Annotated in this window: 18 protein-coding genes and 1 tRNA gene; 10 read left to right on the top strand and 9 right to left on the bottom strand. The window is 61.6% G+C overall.

Going from position 1 to position 16,830, the window contains the following annotated elements; genetic code table 11:
• Nucleotides 1-31: 31 nt before the first annotated feature.
• The 3 genes from yidC to rpmH are packed head-to-tail and all read right to left on the bottom strand — an operon-like array spanning nt 32 to nt 2,369.
• On the bottom strand, nt 32-1,855 hold the full coding sequence (gene yidC / locus A9K68_RS02460) for a membrane protein insertase YidC (protein WP_065011603.1): 1,824 nt from the start codon (nt 1,853-1,855) through the stop codon (nt 32-34).
• A 9-nt stretch (nt 1,856-1,864) separates the two neighbouring features.
• Nucleotides 1,865-2,218 (bottom strand): ribonuclease P protein component, encoded by a 354-nt coding sequence (gene rnpA / locus A9K68_RS02455; protein ID WP_065011694.1) that lies wholly within the window; start codon nt 2,216-2,218, stop codon nt 1,865-1,867.
• A gap of 16 nt (nt 2,219-2,234) precedes the next feature.
• Complete coding sequence (gene rpmH / locus A9K68_RS02450; protein ID WP_008833937.1) at nt 2,235-2,369, bottom strand: 50S ribosomal protein L34; 135 nt, start codon at nt 2,367-2,369, stop codon at nt 2,235-2,237.
• A gap of 305 nt (nt 2,370-2,674) precedes the next feature.
• Between rpmH and A9K68_RS02445 the strand changes: the two genes are divergently transcribed.
• A complete protein-coding gene (locus tag A9K68_RS02445; protein ID WP_065011602.1) occupies nt 2,675-4,162 on the top strand; it encodes a HAMP domain-containing sensor histidine kinase in 1,488 nt (495 codons plus the stop codon).
• A 151-nt stretch (nt 4,163-4,313) separates the two neighbouring features.
• A tRNA-Arg gene (locus tag A9K68_RS02440) sits at nt 4,314-4,390 on the top strand.
• 298 nt (nt 4,391-4,688) lie between these two features.
• On the opposite strand, the gene A9K68_RS02435 is transcribed toward A9K68_RS02440, so the two are convergent.
• From A9K68_RS02435 to A9K68_RS02410, 6 genes are all read right to left on the bottom strand, one after another.
• A complete protein-coding gene (locus tag A9K68_RS02435; protein WP_065011601.1) occupies nt 4,689-5,648 on the bottom strand; it encodes a YeeE/YedE thiosulfate transporter family protein in 960 nt (319 codons plus the stop codon).
• A complete protein-coding gene (locus A9K68_RS02430; RefSeq protein WP_065011600.1) occupies nt 5,645-5,941 on the bottom strand; it encodes a hypothetical protein in 297 nt (98 codons plus the stop codon). Before A9K68_RS02430 ends, A9K68_RS02435 begins: the two co-directional genes overlap by 4 nt.
• A 193-nt stretch (nt 5,942-6,134) precedes the next feature.
• Nucleotides 6,135-6,641, bottom strand: coding sequence for a peptide-methionine (S)-S-oxide reductase MsrA (msrA, locus tag A9K68_RS02425; RefSeq protein WP_065011599.1), 507 nt, complete (start codon nt 6,639-6,641; stop codon nt 6,135-6,137).
• Complete coding sequence (gene msrB / locus A9K68_RS02420; protein ID WP_065011693.1) at nt 6,638-7,087, bottom strand: peptide-methionine (R)-S-oxide reductase MsrB; 450 nt, start codon at nt 7,085-7,087, stop codon at nt 6,638-6,640. The genes msrA and msrB overlap by 4 nt, the downstream gene beginning before the upstream one ends.
• A 251-nt stretch (nt 7,088-7,338) precedes the next feature.
• Entirely contained in the window at nt 7,339-8,412 is a 1,074-nt protein-coding gene (locus A9K68_RS02415; RefSeq protein ID WP_065011598.1) for an HlyD family secretion protein, read from the bottom strand.
• Entirely contained in the window at nt 8,409-9,971 is a 1,563-nt protein-coding gene (locus tag A9K68_RS02410) for an MFS transporter (protein ID WP_246811282.1), read from the bottom strand. Before A9K68_RS02410 ends, A9K68_RS02415 begins: the two co-directional genes overlap by 4 nt.
• A gap of 394 nt (nt 9,972-10,365) precedes the next feature.
• Between A9K68_RS02410 and A9K68_RS02405 the strand changes: the two genes are divergently transcribed.
• From A9K68_RS02405 to dps, 8 genes are all read left to right on the top strand, one after another.
• Nucleotides 10,366-10,977: an NAD(P)H-dependent oxidoreductase gene (locus tag A9K68_RS02405; protein WP_082982712.1), complete on the top strand. Its 612-nt coding sequence runs from the start codon at nt 10,366-10,368 to the stop codon at nt 10,975-10,977.
• Nucleotides 10,978-11,457: 480 nt separating this feature from the next.
• Nucleotides 11,458-12,738, top strand: a complete 1,281-nt coding sequence (locus A9K68_RS02400; protein ID WP_065011596.1) for an epoxide hydrolase — start codon at nt 11,458-11,460, stop codon at nt 12,736-12,738.
• Nucleotides 12,739-12,790: 52 nt separating this feature from the next.
• The gene (locus A9K68_RS02395; protein ID WP_065011595.1) at nt 12,791-14,080 is read left to right on the top strand and encodes an epoxide hydrolase family protein; all 1,290 of its coding nucleotides are present in this window, start codon (nt 12,791-12,793) and stop codon (nt 14,078-14,080) included.
• A 35-nt stretch (nt 14,081-14,115) separates the two neighbouring features.
• A complete protein-coding gene (locus A9K68_RS02390) occupies nt 14,116-14,553 on the top strand; it encodes a cupin domain-containing protein (protein ID WP_065011594.1) in 438 nt (145 codons plus the stop codon).
• A 24-nt stretch (nt 14,554-14,577) separates the two neighbouring features.
• Nucleotides 14,578-15,030 (top strand): carboxymuconolactone decarboxylase family protein, encoded by a 453-nt coding sequence (locus tag A9K68_RS02385; RefSeq protein WP_065011593.1) that lies wholly within the window; start codon nt 14,578-14,580, stop codon nt 15,028-15,030.
• A gap of 45 nt (nt 15,031-15,075) precedes the next feature.
• Nucleotides 15,076-15,465 (top strand): cupin domain-containing protein, encoded by a 390-nt coding sequence (locus A9K68_RS02380; RefSeq protein WP_065011592.1) that lies wholly within the window; start codon nt 15,076-15,078, stop codon nt 15,463-15,465.
• A gap of 39 nt (nt 15,466-15,504) precedes the next feature.
• Nucleotides 15,505-16,161, top strand: a complete 657-nt coding sequence (locus A9K68_RS02375; protein ID WP_065011591.1) for a VOC family protein — start codon at nt 15,505-15,507, stop codon at nt 16,159-16,161.
• Nucleotides 16,162-16,225: 64 nt separating this feature from the next.
• On the top strand, nt 16,226-16,714 hold the full coding sequence (gene dps / locus A9K68_RS02370) for a DNA starvation/stationary phase protection protein Dps (protein ID WP_065011590.1): 489 nt from the start codon (nt 16,226-16,228) through the stop codon (nt 16,712-16,714).
• Nucleotides 16,715-16,830 lie beyond the last annotated feature (116 nt).

The following is a 16,830-nucleotide window of genomic DNA, read 5'->3' as shown; positions in this document are numbered from 1 at the left end:
CTTTTCTGGATTCACAAAAAGCGAGCGCCTTCTATTCCGCCGGCGACGGTTTCTTCCGGAACAGCGCGACCAGATTGTCCCACAATTCGATCTTGGCGCCCTGCCGCTTCATGATCACGCCTTGCTGGATGATCGAAAGCAGATTGTTCCAGGCCCAGTAGATCACGAGGCCGGCCGGAAAACCGGCCATCATGAACGTGAAGACCACCGGCATCCAGGTGAAGATCATGGCCTGTGTCGGGTCCGGCGGCGTCGGGTTCATGCGCATCTGCAGGAACATGGTCAGGCCCATGATCAGCGGCCAAACGCCGATCATCAGCATGTCCGGCAGAGCGATCGGAATGAGGCCGAACAGGTTGAAGATCGAGGTCGGGTCGGGCGCCGCCAGATCCTGGATCCAGCCGAAGAACGGTGCGTGCCGCATCTCGATGGTGATGTAGAGCACCTTGTAGAGCGCGAAGAAGACCGGAATCTGCAGCGCCACCGGCCAGCAGCCGGCGAGCGGATTGATCTTCTCGGTTTTGTAGAGCTCCATCATCGCCTGTTGCTGCTTCATCTTGTCGTCCGCGTATTTCTCGCGGATCTCGAGCATCTTGGGCTGCACCTTCTTCATGTTCGCCATCGACGCGTAGGACTTGTTGGCGAGCGGATAGAAGACGGCCTTGACGACGACGGTGGTGGCCAGGATCGCCAGGCCGAAATTGCCGAAGAATTTGTACATAGTGTCGATCAGGTAGAACATCGGCTTGGTGATCCAGATGAACCATCCCCAGTCGATCAAACGGTCGAACAGCCTGATATGGCGATCTTCCGCATAGGCGTTGACCTTGGCGACTTCCTTGGCGCCGGCGAAGATTTCGGTCTCGACCGTCGCCGACTGGCCGGCATCAACGGTGATCGGGTCGGTGAGGAAGTCGGCTTGGTAGCGCGGGCGGCCGTCCTCGAAATAAGCGTAACGCGGCTGGAACGGCTGCTTCTCGGTCGGCACCAGCGTCACCGCCCAGTATTTGTCGGTGATGCCCAGCCAGCCATCGGTCGACTTGCCCGGCGTGTACTGCTTGTCCTCCTCGACGGCCGCGTATTTGTGTTCCTGCAGGCCTTCCGTGCCGGTGACGCCGATCAGCCCTTCATGCAGCACATAGATGCTGGCAACGGCAGGCTTGTCGAAGCGGGTGACGCGGCCGTAATTCGACAGGGTGACTGGGGTTGAGCCTGAATTCTGCACCGTGTCCGAGACCGTGAACATATAGTCGCTGTCGACGGTGAAGGTGCGCTTGAAGGTCAGGCCCTTGTCGTTGGTGAAGCTCAGCGTAACCGGGGTCGCCGGCGTCAGCCTCGCATTGCCATCGACGGTCCACACGGTTTCCGGGCCCGGCACCGTGCCGGTCTTGTCGCTGCCGACAAATCCGATCTCGGCATAGTAGCCAGTGGGCAGCGCTGCCGGGTTGAGCAGTTCGATCTCGGGCGAGTTTTTGTCGACCGTCAGCGTGTAGTGCTTGAGCTTGAGGTCGTCCAGACGGGCGCCGGTGAGATTGATCGAGCCCTCCAGGCTCGGCGTGTCGATCCTGACGCGCTTCGTCGACGCCAGCGCCTGCTCGCGGCCGGCAGGCGTCGCGCCATCGGTCCCCGGTGCATTGGGTGCATTAGGAATCGCGCCTTGCTGCGGCACCGGCGTTTCGCTGCTGCCCGGACTGGCGCCTTCGGCCGCCTTCTTCTGCTCCGCAATCCGCTGCTCTTGTATACGGGCCGCCTCGCGTTGCGCCTCGCTGTAAGGCATCACGTAAAAATACTGCCAAAGCGACAGGATCAGCACCGACAGCGCGATGGTGATGAAGAAGTTCCGGTTGTTTTCCATCGCCTTGGCCTATCGTGTTCCGCGCAGTCTGCGGGAGAGTTCGGCCTTCAACTGGCCGAACGGAATGGTAAGCACATCTTCGCGCCCGACGATGACATAGTCATTGCCAGGCTCCATGTCACCCGCGGCATGCGTGCGCACGGCTTCTCTCAGCCGCCGCCGGATGCGGTTGCGGACGACTGCATTGCCGACCTTCTTGGTGACCGTGTAGCCGATGCGAGGCGCCTCTGCGTCGCTGCGGCCCAGAACCTCGACGAGAAAAAGCCGCCCGCGGCGCTTCTCGCCACGCCGGACAGCCAGGAATTCCGCGCGTTTCAGAAGCCGCTTGGGATGTGCTCCCACTGGCTTGCCGGTTGCGGGCAACGATCTCGTCTTCCGTTCAGGCGCTGAGCCGCTTGCGACCGCGGTTGCGGCGGGCTGCGACGACGCCACGACCACCCTTGGTGGCCATGCGGGCACGAAAACCGTGCCGACGTTTGCGGACGAGTTTGGACGGTTGGTAAGTACGCTTCATTTGTTTTAATACCGCGGGGTGCGGCCCTTCTTGATTCTGTCACTCTGTAACAGGAGCTTTGCCGGGCCGGCTTTGGCGCGATCGAAACCGCGCCGGGACGAATGGCCCGAGCGTGAGCGGGCTTATAGAAAGAAGGGTTTTGGAAGTCAATCCGGCGCCGACATCCGGCGCCTCAGCCGATTGGCTAAAGTGTGGTGGTCGAAGTCTTGGCGGTATCATCCCGTATTGGGACGAAGGATGAAATTGGCAAAAAAGCCGCAATGGCCTAATCTCGTTTGATCAAGCGATCGTGAAGAAAAAGCAGCATGAGTGAAATCCCATCCGCGGAGGAAAGGACCGATCGGGCGACCGCGGCCGCCCGGAGGGTGCCTTTGTCGCGTGGATTGTCGACAAAGCTCCTGCTGCTCACCATCATCTTCGTGCTCCTGGCCGAGGTCCTTATCTTTCTGCCCTGGATCGCCAGCTACCGGCTGAGTTGGCTGAAGGAGAGGCTGAGCACCGCTGCGGCTGTCTCGATCGTGCTGGTGCAGGGAGAGCCCGCCTCGCTGTCCCGCGCCGCCCAGAACGACGTGCTGATGGCGATCGGCGCCAAGGCGATCGCCGTGCGCGACGGTGGTGTCTCGCGGCTTCTGGTCGTGGCTGAGATGCCGCCACACGTCGATGAACATATCGACATCGCCAATATCGGCCTGGTCGAGGGCATGACCGGCGCTTTGGGCACGCTGTTTTTCGGCGGCGAGCGGATGCTGCGCGTTTTTGGCCCGGTCGGCGACAGCGACAAGGAATTCGAGTTGATCATGCCCGACTACAGCCTGCGCGATGCCATGCTCATCTATTCGCGCAACGTCGCCTTCGTCTCGCTGCTGATCTCGCTGTTCACCGCTATGCTGGTCTATGCCGCCATAGACCTGATCATGATCGGCCCGATCCGGACGATGACGCGCTCGATGCTGGCCTTCTCCGAGGCGCCCGACGACCCCGGGCGGATCATCCGCCCTGCTGCCCGCGCCGACGAGATCGGCGTTGCAGAGCGCGAGCTCTCGCAGATGCAGGAGCGGCTGCAAAAGATGCTCGCCGAGCAGAAGCATCTCGCCGACCTTGGCCTCGCCGTGTCGAAGATCAACCATGATATGCGCAACATCCTGGCGTCGGCGCAGCTGATGTCGGATCGTCTGCGCCAGGTCAAGGACCCGACCGTGCAGGCCTTCGCGCCGAAACTGCTGCGGGCGCTCGATCGTGCCGTGTCCTATTCAGAAGGTGTGCTCGCCTATGGCCGCACCCAGGAGCCGCCGCCCTCGCGCCGCAGGCTTAGGCTGCGCCAACTGGTCGACGACGTCCACGGCCTGCTCGACACCGAAGGCGGCATCGAATTCGTCAATGCCGTCGATCTGGCTTTCGAGGTGGATGCCGATTCCGATCAGCTTTTTCGCGTGCTCACCAATCTTTGCCGCAACGCCGTGCAGGCGATGGCGGCGGACGCGGAAAGTGCGGTGGTGCGCCGGTTGGCAGTCTCGGCCGAGCGCGTCGGCAGCGTCAGCCGCATCACCGTCACCGACACCGGCCCCGGCCTGCCGCCGAAAGCGCGCGAGAACCTGTTCGCGGCGTTCCGCGGCTCGGCCCGCAGCGGCGGCACCGGGCTCGGCCTGGCAATCGCCTACGAATTGATCCGCGCCCATGGCGGCACGGTGGAGCTTGTCGAAAGCAGAGGCGGCCGCACCACCTTCGCGGTAACCATTCCCGACCAGCCGGTCCGGCTCGACCAGGCCCGCAACGGCCTGCGCCGCCCGGCCTGATCCTGCGCCGCCCGATCCTCGTCAAGGCACGAACAACAAAACTTTTGCCGGATCGGCTTGCTTTTCGGAAATTCAGTCGCTAGGGAACACGTCACATCGCGGCCGGTCGTTAAGGATCGGATCGCGGGCCATGCAAAGCATGGCCTGTTGCGCGCCCGTAGCTCAGCTGGATAGAGCACCAGACTACGAATCTGGGGGTCAGGAGTTCGAATCTCTTCGGGCGCGCCATTGTTTCAATGACTTAGCAGCACGCCGCAGACTAAAATCACCTAATTTGTCTGCGATTTAGTCTGCGGACTCCTCACCGCAGCCACTATGGCTCGACAACTTGGCCACTCTTACGGATTGAGCTCCTGCTCCTTTGGTTCAGTCACGTTCGCTCGAGTCGGGGCTGTTGTAGGGTAGTTCGGCGCCCGCCAAGATCGCGCTCATGGCTGACACACGATCGAGCCCCTGGCGGAAACGTACGACATGCGCGCGCGCGGCTTTGATCCCCCACATCATTCGGCGAGGTAATAGGGACACGTCATGACCAAGGCTTTGCCATGGAACCGAATTTGGCGATGAGAACGGCGAGCGTCGCAGCGAAAAGTACATAAGCAAGCACGGCCTGCCATGCTCCCATGGGCAAACCAATCATCAGCAGCGTATCGTTCCCGCCGGGAATAAGCAGCGCACCCGATCCCATAAGGATACCCGCAAGTGTTCTCCGGACTGCAGGCTTGACTGTCGGCCATTTCAGCGTGAAGCGCCGCTTCATAAATCTTGCGGAAGCAAAGCTGCCCGCGAACATGCAGACAGAGATCACGGCGCCAGCGACAGGTATCGAAACGACCGATCCGATCGGTGCTGTGATCGAGAACCCGGGTTCGAAAATTGCCACCAGCGTAAAGGTGATCCCGATCGCTCCCATCGACAGGGTCAGCCGCATGAAGTTGGAATCGGACCTTCGTGATACACCGAACCTCAGCGCCAGAACGGCCAACAGTGCAAGTGCGATAAGCGCCGGCCCAACCGGCAGCGAAGCACTTGTAGGCGGCTGATCCGGAACCAGGTCGAACAGAGATTCGGCGTAAAACACCGCAAGGATGCCGAGAAACGCGAATCCGAAGTCAATTTCGCCATTTCCTATATGCCCAACCGACCCGAACACGCATGCACCGTTCAGATACGTACCAAGCCCGAACAACATGGTTGCCGGAACCAGATAGATGAGTGGCAACCAACCTTGCGGCATCATCGGCGACGCTTTGAGGATTGCGTAGACGAGCGCTGCCAACACGGCGCCCTCGACGAGCACGATGAATCGCGCCGGCCTCTTCTCCGAGACCAATTCCCTCGTGGCAATGACTGTGCAGATCGATCCCTGGTTAAGGGCGAAGCCGAGGACAAATCCCAACACCCCAAGTAAAGCAATACCCGCCCAAGTATCCTTGCTTGCTTCCGCAAGGCTCGACCCGGATATGTTCATGAGGAGTTCGCTCATTTGGCAACCGGAATCGCCCCCGCTGAGTTTGCGGAGAAGCCGCGGACGAAGTCGATCACCTTGGCCGAAGACATTTCGCACGGCCGCAGGTGAACCTCGCCCGCCGGGGTATGATAGAGATTGAAGCTGACGATGTCGCGGCCCCCGAGTTCACGGGCGAACAGTCTCGTGCAGCCAGTCGACCGGTCGATGGTGACACCATAGGCCGATCCGCCATAGCTGCCCCGTGCGAAGCCATTGGGAAGTCTTCCAAGACTGTCGAGGAAAGCCGAGAGCTCATCTGCTTTGGTCATCTCTGCCTTTAACCTTGCCTCTCGTTTGATAATCCGATGAGCTCTGCTGGTGTGCTTGTAGGCGAGAAGTGGAACTCGGCCTGCTGCAAACCTCTTGCCTGAATGCCTTCGATCAGAACCGGCCGCATGGACGAGGCACGACGGAATGTGTATCGGCTCCCCGTTATTTACGGATGCAGACGAGCTTGCCCGGCTATTCGGCCGCGGCCCGCCGGGGCAGCACCCAGTCCGAGCGCGGGTAGTGGCAACTGTAGCCGCCGGGGTAGCGCTCCAGGTAGTCCTGGTGCTCCGGCTCCGCTTCCCAGAAGTCTCCCGCCGGCTCCACCTCGGTCACCACTTTGCCTGGCCACAATCCCGAAGCGTCCACATCTGCGATAGTGTCTTCGGCTATCCGCCTCTGCTCATCGTCCGCGTAGTAGATCGCGGACCGGTAGGAACTTCCGTAGTCGTTGCCTTGTCGGTCCCTCGTGGTGGGATCATGAATCTGGAAGAAGTACTCCAGTATTCGACGATAGCTGATTTTCGATGGGTCGAAGATGATCTCTATGCCCTCGGCATGGTTGCCGTGATTGCGGTAGGTCGCGTTGGGCGCGTCGCCGCCGGTATATCCGACGCGGGTGCGGACGACGCCTGGCAGCTTGCGGATCAGGTCCTGCATGCCCCAGAAGCAACCGCCCGCCAGAACAGCTTTCTCGGTCATTCTAGATCTCCCTTTACGAAGTTGAGGTAGGCGCCGTAGCCCTCGGCCTCCATTTCGTAGCGCGGAATGAAGCGCAACGCCGCGGAATTGATGCAGTAGCGCAACCCACCCTGGTCTTCGGGACCGTCGGGAAAGAGATGGCCAAGATGACTGTCGCCATGCACCGAGCGAACTTCGGTGCGGATCATACCATGCGAGTCGTCTCGCAGTTCGTTGACGTTTGCCGCCTCGATCGGTGTCGTGAAACTCGGCCAGCCGGTTCCGGAGTCGAACTTGTCGGTAGAGGAAAACAGCGGTTCGCCGGAAACGACGTCGACATAAATGCCCGGCTCCTTGTTGTCATGATACTCCCCTGTGAAGGGGCGCTCAGTTCCATGCTCCTGGGTTACGCGATACTGCGCCGGCGTGAGCTTGCTGACCGCTTCCTTGGTCTTTGCGTATTTCATCACCTGCTCCATGATTTCGACGTTGGGTCCAAATTTCGCGGGACGTCACGGGGTTGCCAAGGCGGATGATCAGCCTTTGCACAACAGATGCAACAACAGCTGCCACTATGCTATTGCACGAAGGTGTTGGCGATACTTTCGCATCGGCTTGCATGACCAGCGGGCGGTCCGACGGGAGGTACGGGTATCAAGAATACACGGCAAGTGCCGACCGGAGCAGCCATTGGCGACCAAACATCGGGGGAGCAGCCTTAGCGCTTGGAAGCACCAACCCGCGCAATGGTCAGGTCTTGGGTTCCGGAGGACAAAACCACCAGAGCCGACATGCCGGGCCGCAGACGATCGAGTTCGGGTTGCCCTGGATCGAAGGTGATCTTGACCGGTATACGCTGGACGATGCGGGTGAAATTACCGGTTGCGTTGTCGGGCGGCAAGAGCGCGAACTGCGCCCCACTGGCCGGCGACAGACTCTCGACGCGCCCCTCGAATTCTCTCCCGGGGATGGCGTCGATCGAGATCGCCATACAGTCTCCAACCCGCAGCCCCGCAATCTGCGTCTCCTTGAAATTGGCTGTGACCCAGAAATTTCGGGGCACGACCGCAACCAGCAGGGTACCTGCGCGGACGTATTGCCCGACCCGGGCCTGGCGTTCACTCACCCAACCGTCAGCGGGCGACCGCACCATGGTACTTTCAAGTTCGATCTCGGCCAGCTCAAGAGCCGCCGTCGCTGCGGCGATGTCGGCCTCGATCTGCGGGCGCTGGGTCTCGAGCACCTGCATCTGCTGCCGAGCCGCAGCCAGGTTTGCCTGGAATTCGGCGATCTTCGCGCGCGCCCGTAGATGGTCCGCCTCCGTTTGGTCGCTTATTGACTGCGAGGCCCAACCGCCTGTGGTCAGTTTCTGAGCACGCTCGAAATCGCGCGCGGCGCGGTTGGCGTCGGCTTCGGCGCCTTGTAGAGCGGCGATTGCCTGTTCAGTAACAACGCGCTGCAAGTCGATCCGGCTCGATAGATTGGCGAGCAAGGCGCGCTGCATGGCCACTCCGGCTGCAGCTTTGTCAACCCGAGCGCGATAGTCGCGGTCATCAATCCGGAACAGGATGTCCCCAGCTTTCACTGCCTGGTTATCACTCACAGCGACCTCGATGATGTAGCCGCCGACCTTCGGACTGATGGGCGTGACATCACCGCGCACATAAGCATTGTCGGTCGACGTCGAACTGAGAACCGTGAGCCATCGGCCCGGCTGTAACGAAGTCGCCGCAGCGGCGAACACGGCTCCTGCTACGAGAAGACTGCTCAATCCGGCGCTTAGCAGATTCATGGTTGCGCTCCTGCGCCACCGCTCAGCGGCCGCAAGGGTGGCGAGCGGCCGATCGCGACGGTCGCGATTGCACCGATCAACAACATGGCGACGACCAGAAGGAAGGCCTCATTGAACGCCAGGACCCACGCCTCGCGTCGTGCGGTCGAAGACAAGAGCGCGACCGCGCGGGCTGTCGTGCCGTTGTCGTCGACAAGCCGGTTCGCGAGCGCTCCCGCGACGGTTGTCAGACGATCGGCATCGAGGGTGTGATAGAGCGAAACCTTCTCGGTAATGACGTTGGAGTGAAACTTTTCACGCTCGCCGACGAAATGCGACACCAAGCCGACGCCAAGGGTGGCGCCTCCGAGCGTGGTTGCGTTGAAAGCAAGCGAAGCCGTCGGAAGGTCTGTAGGCTTCAGCACTGACGTGCCGACGACCATGGCCGGAACAAGAAACAGCAATTGGCCGATCGAAAAGACCACGAGCGTCAGACGGAATTGATCGGCGGCGAAGAGCGCGGTGCCGTCGAGCAGCAACGCGGCCCCGACGGCGCACAGCGCAAAGCCGAATGTCATGAGCGTGCGCATCTCGAAGCGATGCATGAGATGCCAGACTAGCGGCAATGCAACGAACTGCGGGATTGCCGCCCACAGCATCAGCCCAGCGATCTCTAAGGGCCGATAGCCTTGAATTACCGCAAGGAACTGCGGAACGAGATAGGAGGTCACAACCAGGCTGACGCGAAACACCAGGTTGAGCGCGATCGGAATTCCGAATTTTCGTGTGACCAGCAGCTTGGGGGATATGATCGGCAACGGCGAGAACCCCACCAGAAATCCGAATCCGGCCCAGGCGGCGATCGAACCTGTTGTGCCCCAAAAGATCGTTTCGTTCTCGAACCAGAAACGTCGCGTGCCCTGACTGAGGACGAGAGTTAGCGTCGCCAATGCAAGCGACAGCAGGGCCAGGGCGAACCAATCGGTCTTGAGGGCCGACCAATCTGGTCTTTCCTGATGTGGCGCCCAGATGTGCGCAGCGAGGGCCAAGGTCGCACCGATACCGGCCTGGATCACGAACAGAGTCTGCCAGCCAAAACTGTCTTCGACAAAGCCGGCGATGACCGGTCCTAGCGAGCCGGGGAACAGAAGCACGAAAGCGAGCAAAGTCACGCCGAACGGAAGGCGCGGCCCGCCCGTAACCATAAAGACGGCGACGAATGCCGCAGGACCGAAACCGCCGGCCACAAACCCCTGGATCGTGCGTAGTGCGATCATCACCTGGAGATCGGGGGCGGTGGTGCAGGCCAACGCGGTGACGGCAAAGGTGGTAGAGCTCACCACGAGATATCGGCGGATGCCAAAAAATTTGATAAAAGGGCCCGAGGTGACGATCCCCGCAAAACTGGCCATCGTATAGACCGTCAAGATCCACGACGCCTCGTCGGGTGTGGAAAAGAGGCCACCTTGGACATCGGCGATAGTGGTCGACGGGAACTGCGCCGAAAGGCCAATGAACAGTGACCCGCCCAAGCCGGTAGCAAGAAACAGAACCCTACTTGGTGTCAGCGCATTCTGCATCGTCATGATGGTGAAGCCACCGCATCTCTTTCCTCGCACTGGTGATCCCCAACGCTATCGCCTAGCCGCATGAAGTCTATTGTATGAAGGTGTCGCCGATACTTTGGGATCGCTTGACGACGTGCAACTGCCGTCAGAGAGACTCCGGCGCTCCGGGGTTGGCCGGAAGCCGACATTTGCTTGCCACCTACCAGCGGGTTCGTCGTTCGGTGAACGCCCCGGCAGTCAGATCTCAACATCCGCTGCCCAGCAACAGAACCGATCCGATAGTATCGCCGATACTATCGAGCAATAGATTTGTCTCTGTTGAGAGCCGATTTCTGTACCGCACTCCAAGGATACAGCGGGGTCAATTCCCTTCCCCGGAAAATTCGCTACCAATAGGAGATCAACCATGCCCCATAAAATCGCTGTTCTGGTGGGAAGCCTCCGCGCCGGTTCGCTCAATCGGAAGATCGCCGAGCTGCTTGTCCGGCTGCGACCCAATGAACTCAGCCTTGAGATTGTCGGGATCGCTGATCTGCCGTTCTACAATGAAGACATGGAGGAGAACGCGCCGCCGGAGTGGCAGGAATTCCGCGAACGCATCAAAGCGGCAGACGCCGTTCTCTTCGTGACGCCGGAGTATAACCGATCCGTTCCGGGAGCGCTCAAGAACGCAATTGATGTGGGGTCCCGTCCATTTGGGGCAAGCGTGTGGAACGGAAAGCCAGGTGGGGTGATCACGGCTTCGCCGGGCGCAATCGGGGGGTTCGGGGCCAATCACCACCTCCGCCAGATGTTCGTTTTCCTCAACGTCCTAGTCATGCAGCAACCTGAAGCCTACTTGAGCCACGCTAGCGAAATCTTCGACGAGAGTGGGGCACCGGCAGATGAGAGGACTCTGGAATTTCTCACCAATTTCCTTGACGCTTACGCCCAGTGGGTGACGGCGTGTCTTAGCCATGCAGATGTCGGCCAGAATCGTTCAAACTCACACGCTAGCCGCACCTTGGTGAGCGCTTGAAACCTGCGAAGGCGATGTCAAGTGACAAGTATCGGGCGGAAGACGTCTTCCGCTCGGTGTTTGAACCTGCGACGATGTAGGCCCCGGCGCCCTCTGGCAGTCGGCGAGAACCATGCCGATCAGTTCGCGATAGCGGCACGGACATGTTGGGTAATCGTTTCAATCGATTCATCCAAGCATCACGCTGTGGGCCAAACCGCTCCGCTCAGCGCTTCTTGAACTCTGGACTCCGTCCCTCAGAGTGAATGGCCTGGCGCCGTTAAGGCGAAATGCCATCTGGCCGGCAGATGAGCTGACAGCTAACACCTGTTGCGAACGTCCACGCGCGGCCCACGTCGGCTGCCTGGTTTCGGATTGGATCGTTACTTCACCAAAGCCAACACGAAAGTATTGCCGATACCATCGTGCAATAGATTTTCCGCCACTGACAGTCGATCAGTACGTCACGTCCCGAATTGATCGAAGGCAGAGGAGGCTCGGATGCCAGCAATGTCGTTAACGCCCACTCGGCGCGAATTACTTGCCGCCGCGGCGGCCGCCGGAGCGCTCAGCCTGCTCCCAAAGACGCTGCGCGCCGCCGCCGGGAGCGACCCAATCCGCCCCTTTATGATCAACATCCCTCAAACAGAGATCGATGAACTCCGCCGCCGCATTGCGGCGACGCGTTTGCCCGATCCGGAAACGGTCGATGACCGCTCGCAAGGCATAAAGCTGGCGAGCCTGCGCGAGATCGTGCGCTATTGGGGGACCGAATACAACTGGCGCAGGGCAGAGCAGAAACTGAACGCTCTCCCGCAATTCATTACCGAGATCGACGGGCTCGACATCCATTTCATTCAGGTGAAATCCCGTCACGCCAATGCCTTGCCTCTCATCATCACGCACGGCTGGCCAGGTTCGGTCATCGAGCAGCTGAAGGTCATCGGGCCGCTGACCGATCCGACGGCCCATGGGGGCCAGGCGGAGGACGCATTCGACGTCGTGATCCCCTCGATGCCGGGTTACGGCTTCTCGGGCAAGCCGACCGGCACGGGCTGGAATCCCGAGCGCATCGCTCGAGCCTGGGCGGAACTGATGCAGCGCCTCGGCTACACCCGCTACGTCGCCCAGGGCGGTGACTGGGGGTCCCCCGTCTCGAGCGCGATGGCCCGCCAGGCGCCGGCGGAATTGCTCGGAATACACATCAACCTGCCGGCGACGATACCGCCCGAGGTGGCTGCTGCGCTCGCCGCCGGAAGGCCCGCGCCGGCGGGACTCTCCGAGAACGAGCGCGCAGCGTTCGATTCGCTCGACACGTTCTTCAGGAAGTACAGGGCCTACGGCGCGATAATGGGCACTCGGCCGCAGGCGATCGGCTACTCCCTGGCGGACTCGCCAGCGGGGCTGGCAGCCTGGATACTTGACTACAACAACGGCGAGCCGGAGCGTGTGCTCGACAGAGACGACGTGCTGGACAACATCACGCTGTATTGGCTGACGAATACAGGAACGTCGGCAGCGCGGCTGTACTGGGAGACCAGTGGCCAAAGCGTCATTCTCGCTGCAGCGCAGAAGACGAGCGACATCTCGCTTCCGGTCGCGATCACGGTGTTTCCGGGAGAGGTCTATCGCGCGCCGGAGACATGGGCCCGCCGCGCCTATCGGAATCTGATCTACTTCAACGAAGTCGACAAGGGCGGGCACTTCGCGGCCTGGGAGCAGCCCGAACTCTTCGCTGCCGAACTGCGCGCCGCCTTCAGGCAGCTGCGCCAATCCATCTGAAATCCGCGGTGCGCTCTCAGGCGATGCGCAGCGTCAAACCAAGGAGAATGTCATGGCCAAAACAGCGCCAACCCGACGAGATGTTCTTGCCGCTTCAGTAGCCGCAGGCGCCATCAGCCTGTTGCCTGTGCAGGTTGCTTCGGCGGCCGCAGATCACTCCATCCGGCCCTTCACCGTGAAGGTGCCGCAAGCCGTGGTCGATGACCTCCGCCGGCGCATCGCGGCGACCCGCTGGCCCACAAAGGAGCTCGTCGGGGATCGGTCGCAGGGCATACAGCTCGCGACAATCCAGGAACTCGCCCGCTACTGGGCGACCGACTACGATTTCGGTCGGCTCGAGGCACGACTGAACGCACTGCCGCAGTTCATGACCGAGATCGACGGGGTGAAGATCCACTTCATCCACGTCAAATCCCGGCATGAGAACGCGTTGCCGCTTATCATGACGCATGGCTGGCCCGGCTCGGTGATCGAGCTGCTGGAGACCGTCAGCCCGCTGACCGACCCGAACGCTCACGGCGGCACATCCGACGACGCCTTCCACCTGGTGCTGCCGTCCTTGCCCGGCTACGGCTTCTCCGGCGAGCCGACCGAGCTCGGCTGGGACTCAGGCCGCATCGCCCGCGCGTGGGCGCAGCTGATGGATCGCCTCGGCTACACGCGCTATGTCGCCCAGGGAGGCGACGTGGGCGCCGATGTCACGGACGTAATGGGCCGCCAGGCGCCCAAGGGGCTGCTCGGCATCCACGTCAACTTGTTCCTCGCGGCGGTCGGCCTCAAGGACCACCTGCCGGCAAAGTCTGAGCAGGAACGCGCGGCCCTCGACGCGGTCAACAGGTTCACCACGGACGGCTCCGCCTACTTCCAGGAGTTGTCCACCCGGCCGCAGACGATCGGCTACTCCCTTCTGGACTCACCGGTCGGGCTGGCGGCCTGGATGCTCGACCACGACACGGACAGCTACTACAAGTTCTCCCGCGCGTTCGTCGACAAACAGCCCGTGGGCAATCTGACCCGGGACAATATCGTCGACAACATCATGCTGTACTGGCTGACGGGCACTGGCGCCTCGGCGGCTCGGTGGTACTGGGAATTCGGACGGGTCGTGGCAGCAGCCCACGCATCCGGCAAGGCCCCCCCGCCGGTCACGGTTCCGGTCGGCTTCACGACGTTCCCCGGCGAGCTCTGGGCTGCACCGCGCAGCTGGGTCGAGACCGTCTACCCCGGCCTCGCCTATTTCAACGAGGTCGACAGGGGCGGCCATTTCGCCGCCTGGGAGGAGCCGGCGCTCTTCTCAGCGGAACTGCGCGCCGCCTTCAGATCACTTCGGTCGGTCCATTGATCACCACCCATCCTGACGAATGAGAGGATACCCAGATGAAAGCGACTCGATGGATCGCAGCCGTCGTTGCGCCATTGTTCATCGAAAGCGGTTGGGCGCTGGACGTGGCCCAAGCACATGACACAGCTCCCGGGGAAACCGTGACGGTCGCGGCGGACGAGCCAATTCCGCATCTGCCAGGGAAACGCCTGGTCGCGCACGTCGTCGACTACGAGCCTGGGGTGAGCTCGGCCGCGCACCATCACCCCAGCTCGGCATTCATCTACGCCTATGTCGTCTCGGGCGCGATCCGGAGCCGGGTCGGTGACGAGCCGGCCCGCGTCTACCGGGCCGGCGAGGCATGGTTCGAGAACCCCGGCTCGCATCACCGGGTGAGCGAGAATGCGAGTGACACCGAGCCGGCGCGCCTGCTTGCCGTGCTCGTCGTGGATGGGCCCGACGAGCAACTGGTGATCCCCGATCTCAGTGAATGAGCCGGATGGAAGGACACGAAAGCCATGTCGCAGAGGATGAACTACTACGCGGCCTCGCCAGCCGGGATGAAGGCGCTCGGCGCCGTCCACGCACACGTTCGCCAGTCGGGGCTCCCCTCGCGGCTGATCGATCTCGTATTCCTGCGCGTTTCGCAGATCAACGGATGCGCCTATTGCATCGACTCGCACTCCAGCGACCTCCTCAAGGGCGGATTGCCTGTCGAGCATCTTGTCCTCGTCGCTGTGTGGCCGGAGGCCGGCCAAATCTTCGACGAGCAGGAAAAGGCGGCGCTGGCGTGGGCAGAGGTCGTGACACGCCTCGGCGACCGGGGTGTGCCGGACGACGCTTACTCGGCTGCGGCCGCGGCCTTCGGCGAAAAGCAGCTGGCCGACCTGACGATCGCGATCAGCCTGATGAACGCCTACAACCGAGTGGCGATCAGTTTTCGCGCGACGCCAATGGCAGTTGCCGCCTGATCAATTCCACCGGCGCCCATCACGTGAAACCACAAGGAGGTTCGCATGAAAACGGCTCTAATATTAGTGGCGGCAGCGGCGCTGATAGTCGGAAGCTTGGCTAAAGCGGAACAGCTTGGAACCAGTCGCACCGATCTGCAACGACACGATCTCGGGATCCCGGGACGGGAGGTCGTCCAGGTGCGCGTCGACCTCGCGCCCGGCGTGCTTGCGCCCAACCACAGCCATCCGGGCGAAGAGATCGTCTACGTCATCGAAGGCTTGCTTCAGTATCAGCTTGAGGGCGAGGCGCCAGTGACGCTTAAGGCGGGCCAGGTCTTGTTCATCCCTGCGGGAAAGATTCACTCTGCGAGGAACGTCGGCAACGTCAACGCGGCGGAGCTTGCCACATACATCGTCGAAAAAGGAAAGCCGCTTTCGGTGCAAAGTAAGTGAACGATCCTATCAAGCATTCTTAAGCCCAAGGAGATCAACATGACCACCATGACTCAAGAGCGCAGCGAAGCTGCAATCGAGAACACGCGACCCGTCGACCTGAAGTTCGAGGTGACCGCCATTCCTGTCGCGGACGTCGAACGCGCCAAGCGCTTTTACAGCAATCTGGGATGGAGGCTCGACGGCGACTTCGTCGTCGGAGATGCCTTCCGGGGCGTGCAGTTCACACCTCCGGGCTCCCCCGCCTCGATTCACTTCGGCAAGGGAGTCACACCGGCCGCGCCAGGTTCCGCGAGCGGGCTTTTTCTCATCGTCTCCGATATCAAGGCGGCGCGCGACGAGCTCGTGAGCCGCGGCGTCGATGTGAGCGAAATCTTCCACGTCGCAGGCCCCGGGCATCCGCCGATGCCCGGCCCGGACCCCGAGCGGCGCAGCTACCACACCTACGCCACGTTCAAGGATCCGGACGGCAACACTTGGCTGTTGCAGGAGATAACCACCCGCTTCGCGGGCCGCATCGACTCGAACACGACGAGTTTCGCCTCCGCCTCTGATCTGGCGAACGCGATGCGGCGCGCATCGGCCGCTCACGGCGAGCACGAGAAGCGGAACGGCGACCAGCGGGACGAGAACTGGCCGGATTGGTATGCCGAGTACATGGTGGCGGAGCAGGCCGGCAAGCCGCTGCCGTTGTAAAGCAGAGGCCACCGCGTGATCGATTTGCACGCCCAGCCCAGCCACAAATTATGAGGAACCGCAGATGGACGCCATCGCCACCAGGAACGATCTGGACTCCAATGCCAGGAGGGCATCGATCGCACTTCTGAACGCCCGGCTCGCCGACGCGATCGACCTCGTCCTGCTCACCAAGCAGGCCCACTGGAACGTCAAAGGTCCGCAGTTCATCGCTGTCCACGAGATGCTCGACGAGTTCCGCACGGAGGTCGACGGCCACGTCGACACGATCGCGGAGCGCGCGGTGCAGCTCGGCGGCATGGCGGAAGGCACGTCGCAAGTGATTGCGAAGGCGACGCCGTTGAAGCCATACCCGACCGACATTTCCAAGACGAAGGACCACCTGGCGGCACTCATCGAACGCTATGCGCAAGCGGCGAAGCTGGCGCGCTCCGCGATCGACGATAGCGACGAGACGGGCGACGCCGGCACCGCGGACATCTTCACCGCCTACTCACGCTCGCTCGACAAGCTGTTGTGGTTCCTGGAGGCGCACACGCAGGAGAACGAGTGAGCATCGGACCGAAAAAGTGCGAAGCGGTCGGACAATCCGATGCTCAAACAAACAGATTTAGAAAGTCGCTGATTCCTTCGGCGACTTTCTTCACTCGAGATGTAGGAGCGGCAGGG

The organism is Mesorhizobium sp. AA22 (assembly GCF_001672375.2).
GTDB lineage: Bacteria > Pseudomonadota > Alphaproteobacteria > Rhizobiales > Rhizobiaceae > Mesorhizobium > Mesorhizobium wenxiniae.
Note: the sequence above shows the minus strand (reverse complement) of the source record. Positions and strands in the feature narration are given on the sequence as shown.